This is a genomic window from Synechococcus sp. M16.1, assembly GCF_014279895.1.
Taxonomy (GTDB): domain Bacteria; phylum Cyanobacteriota; class Cyanobacteriia; order PCC-6307; family Cyanobiaceae; genus Parasynechococcus.
Genome location: NZ_CP047954.1, coordinates 75,970 through 91,625, shown reverse-complemented (window position 1 = coordinate 91,625; position 15,656 = coordinate 75,970). Strand labels below are relative to the sequence as shown.

Here is a 15,656-nt window from a genome sequence, read left to right as displayed (position 1 = left end):
GCTTGTGCCTGAGTAGCGATCCTCCTATAAGAATGACCCGTGTTTGACAAGGCTCGTCCAGCTCGGCTCACGTCTGCTGAGCTCGATCTTCACCCGAGCAAGACACGGACCAAGCCCTGCCGCTTCAACGCCAACGCATGAATATTCTGTTTGTTCACCAAGCCTTTCCAGGTCAATACGTTCATATCTGCCAGCAACTGCTCAAGCAACCTGGCAACACGATAGTTTCCGTAGGAATGCGTGAAAGCAGCATCCCCAAAACGAAGGGTTATCACCATTGCATTTATCAACCCAAAAGAGGAAATGGCAACGACACCCATCCTCTGGTTGTCGATGCCGAAACGAAGGCGATCCGGGCCGAAGCCTGCGCAGAACTCTGCCAACAACTGAAACAAAAAGGCTTCACGCCAGACATCATCTGCGGCCATCCCGGCTGGGGCGAGCTTCTCTTTTTACCGTTCATCTGGCCTGATGCACCCATATTGATGTATCAGGAGTTTTGCTACAACGTAAATGGATTTGATTGCGCCTTTGATCGCGAACTCCAACCTGATGACAATGATTGGCTGAACTCAGGCCGGATTCATTTCAAGAACGCGAATACCCTGCTGAATCTTGATCACGCCACCTGGAACATCAGTCCAACAGCCTTCCAGAAAAGCTCTTATCCGGAACGTTTTCACCATCGCTTTTCTGTGATTCACGATGGGATCTCCAACCGGGCCAGACCAGCCAAACACCCCAAAAAACTCGCCTTTGCGATCGACGAAGAGCTGACTCTGACGAATGCTGACCAACTCATCACCTTTGTAAATCGCCATATCGAGCCCTATCGCGGTTGCCACTCCTTCATCCGCGCCATTCCGCGGATCCAGGAGCTTCAACCCGAGGCCAGGATCGTGATTGTGGGCGAAAGGGAAGGGATCAGCTACGGCAAAGCCTGTGACGATGGCGAGTGGTGTGATCTTTTTCTGGCAGAAATCGACGGCCAATACGACCCTTCGCGGGTGCATTTCGTGGGGCGCATCGATTACGACCGCTTTCTGACCCTGCTGCAGCTCAGCAAAGCGCACGTGTATCTCACCTACCCCTTCGTGCTCAGCTGGAGCTTGCTGGAGGCGATGAGCATCGGTTGTGCCGTTGTGGGTTCAGCGACCGCACCCGTGATGGAAGTGCTGCAGCACGAACACAACGGCCTGTTGGTGGATTTCTTCAACCCTCAAGCCATCGCCGAGCAAGTAAGCAGACTGCTCGAAGACCGCCCACTGGCTCAAAAACTGGGCCAGCAGGCCCATCGGGACGCTACGGAGCACTACAGCCTCGAACGCTGTCTGCCGCGCCAGCTGAACCTGATCGATCTGGTGGCATCCAAAGCCATTGGCTTGTGAGCCGAGAGGAAAAACAGGGGTACGCTTCTACGCTTCTCGGCGAGAACGCCTAGATCTGCACTCCCAACGAGTCATGCGCGTTCACGTCTGCATTCCCCACTACACCCGGGACGCATCTGACCCATCCGCCAATCCCCATGGCTACGGCTCACTGAGAGCAGGAGGTCAGTTTCAGCGTTCCTTAGCCCTGAACCGTTGCTTGCACAGTCTGCTCGGGCTGCAACGCCAAGCGGAGATCACTGTTCTCAATATCCATGAGAAGCGGATCGACCATGCTCCAGCCAATCTGCCGCCACTCGAGCTGCAGATCAGTGTGTGCACGGATGGCGAACACCAGCTGACTCAGGTGTTGGACCTCTTCGGCCCGCGGATCGAGGTGGTTCAGCTGCAACCCGACAATCCCCGGGAGCTGCCCCTGGCCTGCCGTGATCACCTGATCGCCAACCGTGCCGGAGCCGACCTGCTGATGTATCTGGAAGACGATCTGGTGATCCACGACCCTGCCTTCTTCGACAAGCAACGCTGGTTTCTTGAGAAAACCGAGCATCGTTTTTCATTGATGCCCCACCGCTATGAACCCGTGCATCAGGCGGGAATTCATCAATTGCTCGTCGATGGCCCCCTTGCTCCCCAGTTCATTGGCCGCTTCATGCAGCCGCAAGCCAATGCCGCTCAAGGGCTGTACGGAGGAAAAGAACCCGTGCACTTCGATCTCACTGACAACCCCCATTCCGGATGTTTCGTGGTGAGTGCCCAACAAGCCGAAGAGCTCAGTCAGCAACCCCTGCCGCGTGAAGGGTTCGTAGGACCGCTGGAAACCGCCGCCACCCTCACTGTGCTGCATCGCTATCCGGTGATGAAGCCCAGCCTGGAGCATTGGCGATTCCTGCAGGTGGAGCATGGCCATCCCTCCTTCCGCAGCTATCTGAACAGCTTTCCCCACAAGGCCGGATGAGAGTTCCCATGCAGCGATCACTCAAGGCTTTCGGCGCCCTCACCCGCAATCCCACCATCCTCTGGCGGCTCACCGAACGCGAAGTCGCCTCCCGCTACCGGGGATCGTTGCTGGGCTGGGGCTGGACCCTGCTCAACCCGCTGCTGATGCTTGCGGTATACACCTTCGTGTTCTCCACGGTGTTCAAAGCACGCTGGCCCGACCTGCAGGAGGCGGGGCCGATTGGCTTTGCCATCAACCTGTTCGCGGGCTTGATCGTTTACAGCCTGTTCGCGGAATGCATCGGCAAAGCACCCACCCTGGTGTTGAGCCAACCGAGCTACGTCACCAAGGTGATCTTCCCGCTCGAGCTGCTTAGTGCCGTGGCCGTGGGAGCGGCTGCGTTTCATGCCTGCACCAGTTTGGTGGTGTTAGGGCTGTTCGAGCTGATCGCGCAAGGATCCATTCCGCTCACTGCGCTTTGGCTGCCGGTGGTGTGGCTGCCCCTGCTGCTCGGATGCCTCGGGCTGTGCTGGTTGCTTTCAGCGCTGGGCGTCTACCTGCGTGACCTGCCGCAGCTGGTGAATGTGGGTTTGAGTGTGTTGATGTTCTTAAGTGCGATTTTTTATCCGGTTTCGGCCCTACCCGAACGCTGGCAACCCGTGCTGGGGTTGAATCCGCTGGTGCTGGTGATCGAGGAAACACGGGCCGTGCTGGTGAGTGGGCAAGGGCCGTCTCCGTTGTATCTCTGCCTGGGTTTGCCTCTCAGCGTTGTGCTGTGTGAACTGTGCTTCCGGCTCTTCCAGGAAGCACGCCGCGGCTTTGCCGATGTGATGTGAACGGAGATCTGAACCATGGCTGACCCGATCACAATCCAAGCCCAGCAGCTCAGCAAGTGCTATCGCGTGTTTCCTTCACCGCGCGCTCGCCTCGCTCAGGGTTTGTGGCGCGGAAAGCGCAACTTCTATGAACCGTTCTGGGCCCTGAGGGATGTGAGCTTCGCCTTGAAAGCGGGGCAAACTATGGGTGTGGTGGGCCGCAACGGCTCCGGCAAGAGCACGCTGCTGCAACTGCTCTGCGGCACGCTCACTCCCACCAGCGGCAGCGTGGCGATCGAAGGGCGGGTGGCGGCACTGCTTGAATTGGGCAGCGGGTTCAACCCGGAGTTCACCGGCCTCGAGAACATCTATCTCAATGCGGCGCTGCTGGGTCTGAGCCAGGAGGAGACGGACGCCAACCTGGACGCCATCCTTACCTTTGCCGACATTGGTGACTTCGTTCACCAACCGGTGAAGACTTACTCCAGTGGCATGGCGCTGCGGCTGGCCTTTGCTGTGCAAGCCAACATTCAGCCGGATGTGCTGGTGGTGGATGAAGCGCTGGCCGTCGGCGATGAATTCTTCCAACGCAAGTGCTTTAAGCACCTGGAGACGCTCAAGGCCAATGGCACCTCCATCCTGTTGGTGACGCACAACTGCGGCCAGATCCTGCAGCACTGCGATCAGGCCATGCTGCTACACAGAGGCCAGCTGGAATTTCTTGGCCGACCCAAAAGCATCACCACCATCTATCAACGACTGATCAACAGCAGCCCGGAGGGCTGGCGCGACCAGGCCCAGAGCCTGTTCCAGAAGCTGGAATCAGAATCACCTCACCTCGCGAGAAAACCAAGAAATCTGGAAGCAACATCGCCTGCGGCAAATTGCAGTGGCTACGACCCAACCTTGAAACCTGAAAGCACACTTGCCTATCCCAGCAGAGGGCTCCGAATTGAGTCGATCCAGATCCTCGACACCCACGGTGAACGCTGCAACATGCTGCACCAAGGCGAAGGGTTCTGCGTTGAGCTGAAATATCATGCCGATGAAGACATCAGCAATCTTGAACTGGCCTGCAGCCTCACCGACAAATCAGGCCAGGTGATTACCGGCCAACGCTTCCCCGAGCTTGGTCAGTGCCTACCGCCCATCCGTTCCGGCAAGAGCTTCGGCTGTCGTTTCCACTTCGATGGCCGGCTGCAGGCTGGGCTCTACTTTCTCAATGCCGGTGCATGGAATTGTCCTGAAAAAATTTATCTCCACCGACTCGTGGATGGGTATTTGCTGAGAGTTCTTCTCCCTAGGACAACAAACTACGGTTTCGGGATTGTGGATTTAACAAGCACAACCCCTGAGCTGACTGGATTAAAGGAAACTGACAACTAACAAACAAAAAATCTCCGCTCAGGAGACTGTGTTCGTGACCGGCTGTGACTGAGCAGGCTGGAACATGAACATCGAATAGATCACGTTGCGGCGCATGTTGGTCATCATCTCGAGGAACATGTCGTAGCCCTCGTTCTTGTATTCGATCAGCGGATCCTTCTGGCCGTAACCGCGCAGGCCCACCGATTCGCGCAGGGCATCCATCGCCTGCAGGTGTTCCCTCCAGAGGGTATCGATCTGCTGAAGGATGAAGAAACGCTCGGCCTCCCGCATCAGCCCCGGACGCTGCTGTTCGATCTGGCCCTCCTTGAGGTCGTAGGCGTTGCGCAGTTGCTCCTGCAGGAAGGCCTTGAGTTCATCCATGCCGAGGCCCTGCACCTGATCAGGGGTGAGATCCTCCAGCAGGTAGATGAACTCCTTCACCTTGCCCACCAGCTGGCCCAGATCCCATTCCTCAGGCGGCAGATCAGGATTCACATAAGCCTCCACGATCTCGCCCATGGTGCGTTCGCCGTAGCCGATCACCTGTTTCTTAAGGGCGCGACCATCCAACACCCGCCGGCGTTCGGAATACACGGCCCTGCGCTGGTTGTTCATCACCTCGTCGTACTCGAACACCTGCTTGCGGATGTCGTAGTAATAGGTCTCCACCTTCTTCTGGGCCCCCTCCAGCGAACGGGTGAGCATGCCGGATTCGATCGGCATGTCTTCCTCCACGCGGAAGGCATTCATCAAGCCGGCAACACGATCACCCCCGAAGATGCGCAGCAGGTTGTCGCCCAAAGAAAGGAAAAAGCGGGTGGAGCCCGGGTCGCCCTGGCGGCCAGCCCGGCCCCGCAACTGGTTGTCCACCCGGCGGGACTCATGCCGTTCGGTGCCGATCACATGCAAACCACCGGCCTCGCGCACGCGGGCTTCCTCCTGCTTCACCACAGCGTCATATTCCACTTTCACCCGGGCGATCGCTTCGCGCAACGCCTGAATCTGGGGGTCTTCGGTGGGAGCTTTTTCAGCGGCGGTGGCGATGCGTTCCTCCAACTCAATCACCGTGAGGGCACGGTCGCCCCAGGCCTTGACCAGATCACGAGCCAACTGGCCGAGAGCCTGATCAGTGTCGTCGGTGAGGGAGCAGGGGTAGAGGCTCTCACCGCTGCGGGGTAGAGAAGGCGCAGCAGCATCAGCAAATCCACCCGCAGCACTGCGCTGCAAGGGCACCGGCGGCTTGTGGTCGTCCTCAGGCTTCACCAAACGGCCCAGCAGCACCTCCCGCAACTTCAAGCGGGCCATGTAATCGCTGTTGCCACCAAGGATGATGTCGGTACCTCGGCCCGCCATGTTGGTGGCAATGGTCACGGCACCAGCGCGACCCGCCTGGGCCACGATCTCGGATTCCCGCTCCACGTTTTCCGGCTTGGCATTGAGCAGGTTGTGGGGAATCTCCTGCTCCGCCAACAGCGAACTCAACAGCTCGCTCTTCTCCACGGAGGTAGTACCCACCAGCACCGGCCGACCGTTCTTGTGAATCTCAGCGGTTTCGTTGGCCACAGCCCGCCACTTGGCAGCTTCGGTTTTGTACACCTGATCGGCCCAGTCCTGGCGGGCCCGCACCCGGTTGGTGGGAACGATCGTGGTTTCGAGTTTGTAGGTCTTCTCGAATTCCACCTCTTCCGTTTTGGCCGTACCGGTCATGCCAGCCAGACGGGGATACAGCAGAAAGAAGTTCTGATAGGTGATCGAAGCGAGGGTCTGCGTTTCCGCTTGGATCGGTAATGCCTCTTTGGCCTCAATTGCCTGGTGCTGGCCGTCACTCCATCGGCGGCCCGGCATCACCCGGCCGGTGAACTCATCCACGATCACCGCCTCACCATCGCGGACGATGTAATTCACATCCTTGACGAACAGCTCCTTGGCCTTGAGGGCGTTGGTGATGTAGTGGGCCCAAGGATCCTGGGGGTTGAACAGATCCCCCACCCCCAGCATCTGCTCGGCCTTGGCGAAGCCCTCATCGGTGAGGGTGCAGCTGCGCTGCTTTTCATCCACCTCGTAATCACCTTCCGGATCAATGCCGTCTTTGCCCAGCTCGGCAGCGCGGGCCAGGGCATTGGCCACTTCTGCCGCCTGCTGGTATTTCTCCTGGGGCCGTTCCACCTGACCGGAAATGATCAGGGGGGTTCGGGCTTCGTCGATCAGGATCGAATCCACCTCGTCGATCACGCAGTATTGGAACTCGCGCTGCACCACCTCACTGATGTCTGCGGCCATGTTGTCCCGCAAATAGTCGAAGCCCAGCTCTGAGTTGGTGGCGTAGGTGATATCGCAGTTGTAATTGCGCCGGCGCTCCTCCGGGCGCATGTCCTGCTGAATCAAGCCCACGGTTAGGCCGAGGAAACGGTGCACCTGGCCCATCCACTCGGCATCTCGGCGTGCGAGATAGTCGTTCACCGTCACCACATGAACCCCGCGGCCGGTGAGAGCGTTGAGGTAGCTCGGCAGGGTAGCGACCAGGGTTTTGCCCTCGCCGGTTTTCATCTCAGCGATCTGGCCCTCGTGCAGCACCATGCCGCCGATCAGCTGCACATCGAAATGACGCATGCCCAGCACCCGCTTGGCCGCCTCGCGAACCACAGCAAAGGCCTCGGGCAAAATCTCATTCAGGATCGGGCGCTGATTATCAAGAGAGCCTGCGCAAGCCAGCTGCTCCTGAAACCTCTTGGTCCTTGCGCGCAGCTGATCGTCACTCAGGGGAACGATCTCCTCTTCCAGCAGATTGATGTCGGAAACAATCGGCTGGTAGCGCTTCAGCTTGCGGGCATTGGGATCACCCAGCAGGAGCTTGAGCATGGAGATTCTGGCGTTGCGCACTTCGACCAGACTACCGAGCAAAAGTGAGCCATAGATTGAGGAGCGGATGTCAAGCCGCATGCCCGAGTTATCTATTGAAGACCTGGCCCCCGAGGCGCTGGCACTGCTGCGCCATCACAATCTGCTGTCAGCTCTGATCAAGGCCGAGGTAGTGGCTGAGGCGGTCGGGGGCGTGGCGTTGAGTGAAGAACAGTGTGACCAGCTCTGGAACGGCTACCTCAGCAATCACAAGATCGAGAACGACGAGCAGCTGGCGAGCCACCTGCAGGCCCGCGGCCTGGACGCGGAGGCCCTGCATTGGCAGCTAGAGCTGCCGGCGAGGGTGCAGCAGCACAGCTGGGCACAGTTCCAGCACAAAGCTGAAGCACGCTTCTTAGCCAAAAAAGAGCAGCTCGACAGTGTGGTGTACAGCCTATTGCGCGTGCGCGACGGCTTCCTGGCACGGGAGTTGTATCTGCGAATCGCCGGCCGGGAAGCAAACTTCGCCGACCTAGCTGCTGAACACAGCCAGGGCCGGGAAGCGAAAACGAAAGGCATCGTGGGACCCGTGCCCCTGAACCATGCCCATCCGGCCCTGAGCGAACGGCTGCGCACCAGCCAGCCTGGCCAACTGCTGGAACCCTTCCGAATCGAAGACTGGTGGCTTGTGGCCCGGCTGGAGCGCTACGAGGCAGCTCGCTTTGATGAGGGCACTGCACAACGTATGGCCCAGGAACTTTTTCAGGAGTGGATTCGAGAGGGGGTTCTCTGTAAGATCCGGCGACTCTCCTGAGTTGGCGGAATCTCACCTGCATGACAGTTTTCGCCCAACTCGATGCCATCGCCAGCATCCCGGCGTTTAAGACCTGTTCAGAGGCGGGGTTAGAGCGGATCAAAACCGAGGGCAGCCTGGTTCGCTTCAGCATCGGCCATGCACTTAGCGATCATTCGATCATTCCAAACCGGATTCTGTTGCTCCTTAGCGGCAAGGCTCGGTTGCTTGGAAACCACAATGGTCAGCTCAACACCCTGGCTGTGCTCGGCCCTGGCAATCTCGTGGGCCTGCCCTCTCTACTCCGCGCCGAGGGCTGTGAAGAGGTGAGTGCTGCCACGGCCGTTGAGGCATGGGCCTTGCCTGACACGCTGATCGCTGATCTCTACAACAGTGAGACCAGCTTCCGTACTTGGTGCGATAGCACCGTCTTCCCAGCAGAGGTAGCCAGCCTGATCAACACTTTGCTCAACCAGAGCGAACGGGCCCCATTTGGTCTTCTGGATGTGCTGAGCAAGGTGATGCCCACGGCCCAAGCCCTGGAAGCAACAGCCGATGCCGTCCAATCGCTCAATGAGACACAGCAGGCCTTTGTGGCCAGTGCCAACAGCAGCGCCGCACTCAATTCTGAGCTTGAAACAGCTGATGGTTTGCCGCGAAGCGAAGGAACCTTCGCTTTAAGACTTCTAAGTCTGCCGCGCGCCGTTGTGGATCAAATCCGGGCCGGGAAAAATACCTCCGAAACCAGCCAAACCCAAAGCAAAGAGCAGGACGAACCGGCAATAGAAGCCAATGGCATCAGCCAACTAACGAGCCGTTCCAGCCTCAACCTGACTGGCAAAGATCCACGAACAACATTGACGCTGATCACCGGAAACGGTGCGCTTCAGGAGAGTTTGGCTTGCTTCCGCATGCTTGCCGAGGTGATGGGACTGCCCTTCCGTCGGGATGCGCTGGAGAAAACCATCCGCGATGCACTGCGGCGGGGCAAGCAACCCAATCTGCCCATGCTTGGCCAACTTGCTGCCGGGATGGGACTCCATGCCTCCGGCGCCAGGGTGCCGGCAAGTCTGTGCACGCGGATGAATGTGCCCTGCCTGATCGCATGGGGCGATAGCTTCGGTGTTGCGGTACGCAGTGATTCCAATGGCCTGCTGGTTGCGCACCCCCGTCTGGGTTGGCTTGAGCTTGCCCCGGAGGTAATCGCCAAACAGGCTCCGGATGGCTTTGAGGTGATCTTGGTGGATCGCACCAGTGCCACCCCCAACGACAAATTCAATTTCGGCTGGTTCCTGCCAGCTATCCAGCGATACCGCTCCACCTTGCTGATGGTGCTGGGCTCATCGTTTGTGGTGCAGCTGTTCACGCTAGCCAACCCACTGCTAATTCAAGTGATCATCGACAAGGTGATTTCCCAGCGGAGCCTCGACACATTGCAAGTGTTGGGAATCGCCCTCGTGGCGGTCACCGTTTTTGAGGGCATATTAGGAAGCTTGAGGACCTTCCTGTTTGCAGATACCACCAACAGAATTGACATGCGCCTTGGCGCAGAGGTCATAGACCACCTGTTGCGTCTGCCAGTCGGTTACTTCGACCGCAGGCCTGTGGGTGAACTGGGCACACGCATTGCCGAGCTGGAAAAGATCCGCAATTTCCTCACCGGTGAAGCTCTCACCACCATCATCGATGCTGCGTTTTCGGTGATCTACATCTTGGTGATGGCCCTTTACAGCTGGGTGCTCACCTTGATCGCACTAATCGTTGTGCCAATTCAGGTGGCCATCACCCTGGTTGGGGCACCGCTGTTCAGACGGCAGTTCCGCCAAGCTGCTGAAGAAAACGCAAGCACTCAATCCCACCTGATCGAAGTGCTCACCGGCATTCAAACGGTGAAAGCGCAGAACGTAGAAATTGTGAGCCGTTGGAAATGGCAAGAACGTTACGCCAAATACATCAACCGAACTTTTGAAAAAACTGTAACCGGCACAGCTTTGAACCAAACCGGTCAGGTTTTTCAAAAACTTTCACAGCTGATGGTCCTCTGGGTGGGCGCCAGCCTGGTGCTCAACGGTGAGCTCACCCTCGGTCAGTTGATTGCCTTCCGGATCATCAGTGGTTATGTGACCCAACCGTTGTTGCGGCTGTCGACGATCTGGCAGCGCATCCAGGAATTGCGAGTGAGCTTTGAGCGCCTCGCCGACATCGTCGATACCCCAGAAGAATCAACGGAACTGGATCAAGGCAAGATCCATCTTCCACCCATCTGCGGGTCAGTGACCTTTGAAGACCTGCAATTCCGTTTTGGTGCCGACAAACCGCAGGTGCTTAAAAACATCAATCTCTTCATTCCCCCTGGAACTTTTGTTGGGGTGGTTGGTCAGAGCGGAAGTGGCAAAAGCACACTGATGAAACTGCTGCCTCGCCTCTACTCACCAGAAAACGGTCGTATCCTGATCGATGGTTACGACATCGACAAGGTCGAGCTGTATTCACTTCGTCGCCAAATCGGAATAGTTCCTCAGGAGCCTTTGTTGTTTTCGGGAAGCGTGAGCGAAAACGTGGCCTTGACCGATCCGAATGCAAGCGGAGAGGAAATTGCAAAAGCAGCAGCTGTTGCCTGCGCCCACGACTTCATCATGGAATTGCCTTCGGGTTACAGCACCGAACTGGGTGAACGTGGCACCAACCTCTCTGGTGGTCAGCGACAACGCCTAGCGATTGCTCGCACCATTCTTGCCAATCCCAAATTATTGGTGATGGATGAAGCCACAAGCGCTCTGGATTACGACACAGAGCGACGCGTCTGCCAGAACCTGCGGGAATCACTCAAAGGTTGCACGGTGTTTTTTGTGACCCATCGACTTTCAACCGTGCGCAATGCCGACATGATCGTGATGATGCATCAAGGCGCCATCGTGGAAATAGGAAGCCACGACGAATTGATGGCCAAGCAAGGGCGCTACTACGCTCTGTATCGCCAGCAGGAGGCAGGTTGACGTGAGCACAAACCAGACCTCTTCAACTGAACCGAGCTTTGAAGCGAGGCATTCATCGAACAAACCTTGGGATCGTTTCAATCTCCGGGACTTGATTAAATCCAGCCAAGACGCTTTGGAACGATTTTTTCAAGAACGAGAGGATGAGGGCGAAGTCATTCAACAGTCATCCAAATGGGTCAAAGGCACCATCTGGAGCCTGATGGGAACTGCCACCTTTGCCGTGAGCTGGTTGGCCATTGCCAAAACAGATTAAGTGGTCACAGTGACAGGGAAACTGGAACCACTGGGCTCTGTGCAAGCGATTCAGATGCATGTGGGTGGCATTGCTTCAGAAATTTTGGTGCAAGATGGGGAAGAGGTGAAAGCGGGTCAGGTTGTGATGCGGCTGGATGCCGAGACGACACAGCAGCGATTCAACTCTTTGCAAGAGAGCCAACGCCTTAAAACTCAACAGTTAGCCCTGAAGGAGAAGGAATTAAAGCAATATCTTCTCCTCAACCAAGAGGAAGAGAAGATGCTAATGCAGAACCTAGACCTTCAAAAAGTAATCCTTGATCGATACAAGTTCCTAGAGGAACAAGGTGCAGCGGCAGAACTTCAGTATTTAAAACAAATGAACATTGTGACCGAGACAGCTGGCAAACTAAGCCAAGTCAGGGTGGATCGCTTACGCCAAGAGGCATATCAACAACAACAAATGCAACAGCTTAAAGCTGCACTCGAAGAGTTAAACACAAAAATAACCGAAGCATCCGTTAATCTCCGCTACCAGGTTTTACGCTCACCCGTAGACGGAGTTGTTTTCGATCTACAACCCCGCGGCAAAGGTTATGCAGCGCAGAGCACCGAAACGGTCATGAAAATTGTTCCTTATGACACTCTCCAAGCAAAGGTTGAGATTCCAAGTAGTCAGATCGGCTTCGTAAAAGTGGGTATGCCTGCAGATCTCAGCATTGATTCCTTTCCAGCTACTGATTTTGGCGTATTAGAAGGAGAAGTAAAAAGCATCGGCTCCGATGCACTTCCCCCAAGCCAACAAGACAACCGTCCAGACTATCGGTATCCAGCAACGATCAAACTTAATAGCCAGCGGTTGATGCTGAAGGGCGGGCAAATGCTCCCGCTGCAGGTAGGAATGAGCCTGAACTCCAACATCAAACTGCGAAAGGTCAGCTACCTACAGCTCCTGCTTGGGACATTCCAGAATAAAGTTGACTCATTGCGTCAGCTTTGAAAAGCCGCGTCAGCAGGCGATAACAATCCACTAGCCCAACTGTCCAAACTACTTGCGCTGCAAGGGATTGGACCATAAAATCACGCCGTAGCCCTTTTTCTTTGCAAAGGCCTTGGCTTACACAACGTCTACTCTTTCAACATCTTCTACTCTTGTAGGAACCTCTGGCAATGACACCGGGGCAGTTGCTGCAGCAGTTAGAGCTGTAACAGTCAATTCCTACGAAGGCAACGACACCCTCACCTTCGGCGGCGCGACAACTTCCGCCACCATCGGAATGGGTGCTGGCAACGACAGCGTTGACACTGGCGGCGCTGCTCTCACCAGCGGCACAATCAACCTGGGTGCTGGTACCGACACATTCACCAACGACGCTGGTGACGACGGCATCACCGTTGGCGGCCAAGACGGTGTTGACACTTTCCTCCTCACCACAGCCACCACAGCCACCTCTGGCGCTAACCGTTACGCCGGCGGCAAAGGCGCGGACATTTTCAATCTCACCGCCGCCCACGCAACCATCACCACTTCAATTGTGGGTGGCGCGGATGCTGATACTTTGAGCGTTGGCGCTCAGATCGGCGACGACGGAACCAGCAAGACGTTCTTCTTCAATGGTCAGAAGGGTGCAGACACCTTCTCCACCACTGGCGACACTCTGATTGAGGACGCAACCATTCGCGGTGGTTCTGAGGGAGACACTATTAACGTTTCCACTGTCACCACTGCTTCCAACATTGTTGGCAACGTCCAGTTCTACGGTGACAAGGGTGCTGACACCATCACCGGCTCTACAGGTGCTGAATCCATCTTCGGTGGTGGCGGCGCTGACGTAATCGACGCTAACGCTGGTGTTGACTACATCAGCCTTGGCGAGGGTGCTGACAAGATCACCCTCGCTGCAGGCGATGGTGCCACCGGAGGTTCCGACCTGACTGACGCTCAAATCCTCGCTCAGAGCGGAACCATGACGGGTCTGACTGCAGAGCTCGTTGTCGGATTCGACACCGGCGACACTCTGACGACCACGTCCCTGGGCACTGCTAAGAGCATGGTTGCCGACCTCACTGCTGGCACAATGGCCAACAACCAGGCCTACTTCGTTCGCGGCACCTACAACAGCACGCTGCAAACGTTCGTTCTGAGCTCTACTGGAGACGACGTTCTGTTGTCGATGGGGGTCGCCGGTGCTACAGCTAATGCCCAATTCGATGTCTCTGCCGTCGCCTTGGATCTGGTTGTTTTCGACAATGCAGCCAGCGCTTCCGCCTTCTTCGGTTGATTAAGTAGCTAATCAACCACCCATCACCCCTCCCTTTGGGAGGGGTTTTTTTATGATTCAAGGCTCTACTTTCATCTGGCTTCACTTGCCGAAAACAGGCGGAACGAGCACAGCCAGTCTTTTCCGCAGCCTCAACATCAAAGGACTTCAGATTGATCCTGACGAAGAAGACAGCAAACACGACTCGGCCGAATCGCGTGCCGGCTCAAACGAAATAGTAAACAATAAGGAGAAGATAATAACGAGCCGCCGATTAACCAATTGGCTTCTCAGTGATTGGCACCACAAAACCAAAAAAATGGGCTTAAAACTCCCATTCGAGCCAGTCAAAAGTGGATTGTTTTATTCACTTCGACTTGGCGGCACCTGGGTTGCGGCCGATTACTGGATTCACTATTTCAAAGCCACTGAATGCGATCGCGTTATACGCCTCGAGAATCTTGAGGTTGACAGCAATCAGCAGGTCTGGCCGCTGCTCCCAGAAGGCACACCCAAACTGAGATTTCCAAAACGTAATTCCAATACTTATGCAAGAAGCATCGAAAAGTTTTTTGGTGCACGCGATCTACAACGAATACATAACAACAACCCGGCATGGAGCGCATGGGAGAAGAAAGTGTATGGCGACCTCAAAGCAATCAATCCTGTTCAGCGCTTTAAAGCTAAGATCAACGCCCTGAAGCCTTCAAAATGGTCTTAATCGTACGGAATAGGATTACAAGATCCAGCCAAATACTGAATCGCTTGAGATAAAATAAGTCGTAAGACAACTTGAGATCAGAATCCTCGATACTGCTGGCATAGGGAGCGCATACCTGCGCCCAGCCACTTAGGCCTGGTCGCATCCAGTGACGCATGCGGTAATGGGGAATGTTGCGCTCCAACGCGTCTTCCAACTCCGGACGCTCTGGCCGTGGCCCGATCAGGCTCATATCTCCTGTCAATACATTAAGCAGCTGCGGCAGTTCATCAATCCTGAGCCGACGCAAGACCTTGCCTGCGCGCGTGATGCGCTGGTCGCCCTCTTGCGTCCAGCTCGCAGCAGCATGGGCCGGCTGCACGCGCATCGTGCGCAGTTTCAACACCGTGAACGGATCACCCATCCAACCCGAGCGTTTTTGCTGATAAAACACCGGGCCTGGGTCATCCAGCCAAATCCAAGCCATTGCCAACACCAGAAGCGGTGAGGTGATCAGAAGCAAACCTGAGGCGAGAACCACATCAGAGGCACGCTTGAGCTGCGTCTGGAAGCTGAACGGTTCTGCCCAGGGCATTTCGTCATAGGTCATCCAACCCTCACCCACAAGAACAGGTGGCAACCGCTCCTGCTGGCGCTCAAATAAGCCCGCTGGTGAAATCACCTGAATCTGGCGTGGATCCAATGCATCCAACTGCTCTCTCAGCCCAAGGTGCTGAGTTCGCTCCCGCCATTGAGAGCCCAACGTGATCAAACAGCGCTCATTCGTCGCCAATACGTGCTCTTGAAGCAGACCAAAATCAAGCAACTGCAAATTCTGCAGTTGCGGAACACGGCGCCAAGCCTGCTGAATCACCTGCGCTTCTTGGTGATCGGCCACCAACAACAACTGAGGCGGATCCGGAAGAACCAAACCTCTTCGCAGCGCGATTCGCACCGACAACGACCAGATGAACACACCGCTCAACCAGAGCAGCTGAACCCGGCGATGCAGCAGCCAAATGCTTTCGGCCGGATTAATCACCCAGCGAGCAATTGCCACAACAACAAGCGTGGCCACGCACGTCAGCAAGACACGTTGCAACAGCTGTAGCTGCGGGATACGACGCCAACGCAAGACCGTGTAGCTGCCAAACAGCCAGCCCAGGGAGGGATAAAGCAACAAACAAAAGACAGTCCAACCCCAAGGCCATGCCAACGTTTGGATCGCCTTGGGTACAGAAAGCCAGTTCGTCGAGGCAGCGAGAAGAACGAGCAGGATCACCTGACCCGCTAAATCAAGACCCGCAGCCACAAACATCAGGC

The 15,656-nt window shown here is 56.2% G+C and carries 12 protein-coding genes; 10 read left to right on the top strand and 2 right to left on the bottom strand.

The genetic code is table 11. The features are described from left to right. Positions 1–137 precede the first annotated feature (137 nt). From SynM161_RS00450 to SynM161_RS00435, 4 genes are all read left to right on the top strand, one after another. The gene (locus tag SynM161_RS00450; protein ID WP_186541649.1) at positions 138–1,388 is read left to right on the top strand and encodes a glycosyltransferase; all 1,251 of its coding nucleotides are present in this window, start codon (positions 138–140) and stop codon (positions 1,386–1,388) included. A 73-nt stretch (positions 1,389–1,461) separates the two neighbouring features. Next, a complete protein-coding gene (locus tag SynM161_RS00445) occupies positions 1,462–2,343 on the top strand; it encodes a hypothetical protein (protein WP_186541648.1) in 882 nt (293 codons plus the stop codon). A gap of 8 nt (positions 2,344–2,351) precedes the next feature. Then, positions 2,352–3,161 (top strand): ABC transporter permease, encoded by an 810-nt coding sequence (locus tag SynM161_RS00440; protein WP_186541647.1) that lies wholly within the window; start codon positions 2,352–2,354, stop codon positions 3,159–3,161. Between the two features lie 15 nt (positions 3,162–3,176). After that, a complete protein-coding gene (locus tag SynM161_RS00435) occupies positions 3,177–4,526 on the top strand; it encodes an ABC transporter ATP-binding protein (protein ID WP_186541646.1) in 1,350 nt (449 codons plus the stop codon). Positions 4,527–4,544: 18 nt separating this feature from the next. Here the strand turns inward: SynM161_RS00435 and secA are convergent, their stop codons facing one another. Beyond that, positions 4,545–7,367 (bottom strand): preprotein translocase subunit SecA, encoded by a 2,823-nt coding sequence (secA, locus tag SynM161_RS00430; protein ID WP_186542310.1) that lies wholly within the window; start codon positions 7,365–7,367, stop codon positions 4,545–4,547. A gap of 79 nt (positions 7,368–7,446) precedes the next feature. Between secA and SynM161_RS00425 the strand changes: the two genes are divergently transcribed. The 6 genes from SynM161_RS00425 to SynM161_RS00405 all read left to right on the top strand — a co-directional run bounded on the left by SynM161_RS00425 (position 7,447) and on the right by SynM161_RS00405 (position 14,354). Continuing rightward, positions 7,447–8,160: a peptidylprolyl isomerase gene (locus SynM161_RS00425; RefSeq protein ID WP_255441822.1), complete on the top strand. Its 714-nt coding sequence runs from the start codon at positions 7,447–7,449 to the stop codon at positions 8,158–8,160. 20 nt (positions 8,161–8,180) lie between these two features. Beyond that, positions 8,181–11,135, top strand: coding sequence for a peptidase domain-containing ABC transporter (locus tag SynM161_RS00420; protein ID WP_186541644.1), 2,955 nt, complete (start codon positions 8,181–8,183; stop codon positions 11,133–11,135). A gap of 1 nt (position 11,136) precedes the next feature. Continuing rightward, a complete protein-coding gene (locus SynM161_RS11960) occupies positions 11,137–11,391 on the top strand; it encodes a hypothetical protein (protein WP_255441821.1) in 255 nt (84 codons plus the stop codon). A 39-nt stretch (positions 11,392–11,430) separates the two neighbouring features. After that, on the top strand, positions 11,431–12,372 hold the full coding sequence (locus tag SynM161_RS00415; protein WP_255441820.1) for an HlyD family secretion protein: 942 nt from the start codon (positions 11,431–11,433) through the stop codon (positions 12,370–12,372). Between the two features lie 112 nt (positions 12,373–12,484). Then, positions 12,485–13,654, top strand: coding sequence for a calcium-binding protein (locus SynM161_RS00410; protein WP_186541643.1), 1,170 nt, complete (start codon positions 12,485–12,487; stop codon positions 13,652–13,654). 52 nt (positions 13,655–13,706) lie between these two features. Next, positions 13,707–14,354 carry a hypothetical protein gene (locus tag SynM161_RS00405; protein WP_186541642.1) on the top strand — a complete coding sequence of 216 codons (648 nt, stop codon included), beginning with the start codon at positions 13,707–13,709 and terminating at the stop codon, positions 14,352–14,354. Here the strand turns inward: SynM161_RS00405 and SynM161_RS00400 are convergent. Beyond that, the gene (locus tag SynM161_RS00400) at positions 14,323–15,651 is read right to left on the bottom strand and encodes a sugar transferase (RefSeq protein WP_370593083.1); all 1,329 of its coding nucleotides are present in this window, start codon (positions 15,649–15,651) and stop codon (positions 14,323–14,325) included. The genes SynM161_RS00405 and SynM161_RS00400 overlap by 32 nt on opposite strands. Positions 15,652–15,656: the final 5 nt, after the last annotated feature.

Bases quoted from the DNA above. Each gene is read 5' to 3' on its own strand.
- SynM161_RS00450 (WP_186541649.1), top strand. From the start codon at position 138: ATGAATATTCTGTTTGTTCACCAAGCCTTTCCAGGTCAATACGTTCAT.
- SynM161_RS00445 (WP_186541648.1), top strand. From the start codon at position 1,462: ATGCGCGTTCACGTCTGCATTCCCCACTACACCCGGGACGCATCTGAC.
- SynM161_RS00440 (WP_186541647.1), top strand. From the start codon at position 2,352: ATGCAGCGATCACTCAAGGCTTTCGGCGCCCTCACCCGCAATCCCACC.
- SynM161_RS00435 (WP_186541646.1), top strand. From the start codon at position 3,177: ATGGCTGACCCGATCACAATCCAAGCCCAGCAGCTCAGCAAGTGCTAT.
- secA (WP_186542310.1), bottom strand. From the start codon at position 7,367: ATGCTCAAGCTCCTGCTGGGTGATCCCAATGCCCGCAAGCTGAAGCGC.
- SynM161_RS00425 (WP_255441822.1), top strand. From the start codon at position 7,447: ATGCCCGAGTTATCTATTGAAGACCTGGCCCCCGAGGCGCTGGCACTG.
- SynM161_RS00420 (WP_186541644.1), top strand. From the start codon at position 8,181: ATGACAGTTTTCGCCCAACTCGATGCCATCGCCAGCATCCCGGCGTTT.
- SynM161_RS00405 (WP_186541642.1), top strand. From the start codon at position 13,707: ATGATTCAAGGCTCTACTTTCATCTGGCTTCACTTGCCGAAAACAGGC.
- SynM161_RS00400 (WP_370593083.1), bottom strand. From the start codon at position 15,651: ATGTTTGTGGCTGCGGGTCTTGATTTAGCGGGTCAGGTGATCCTGCTC.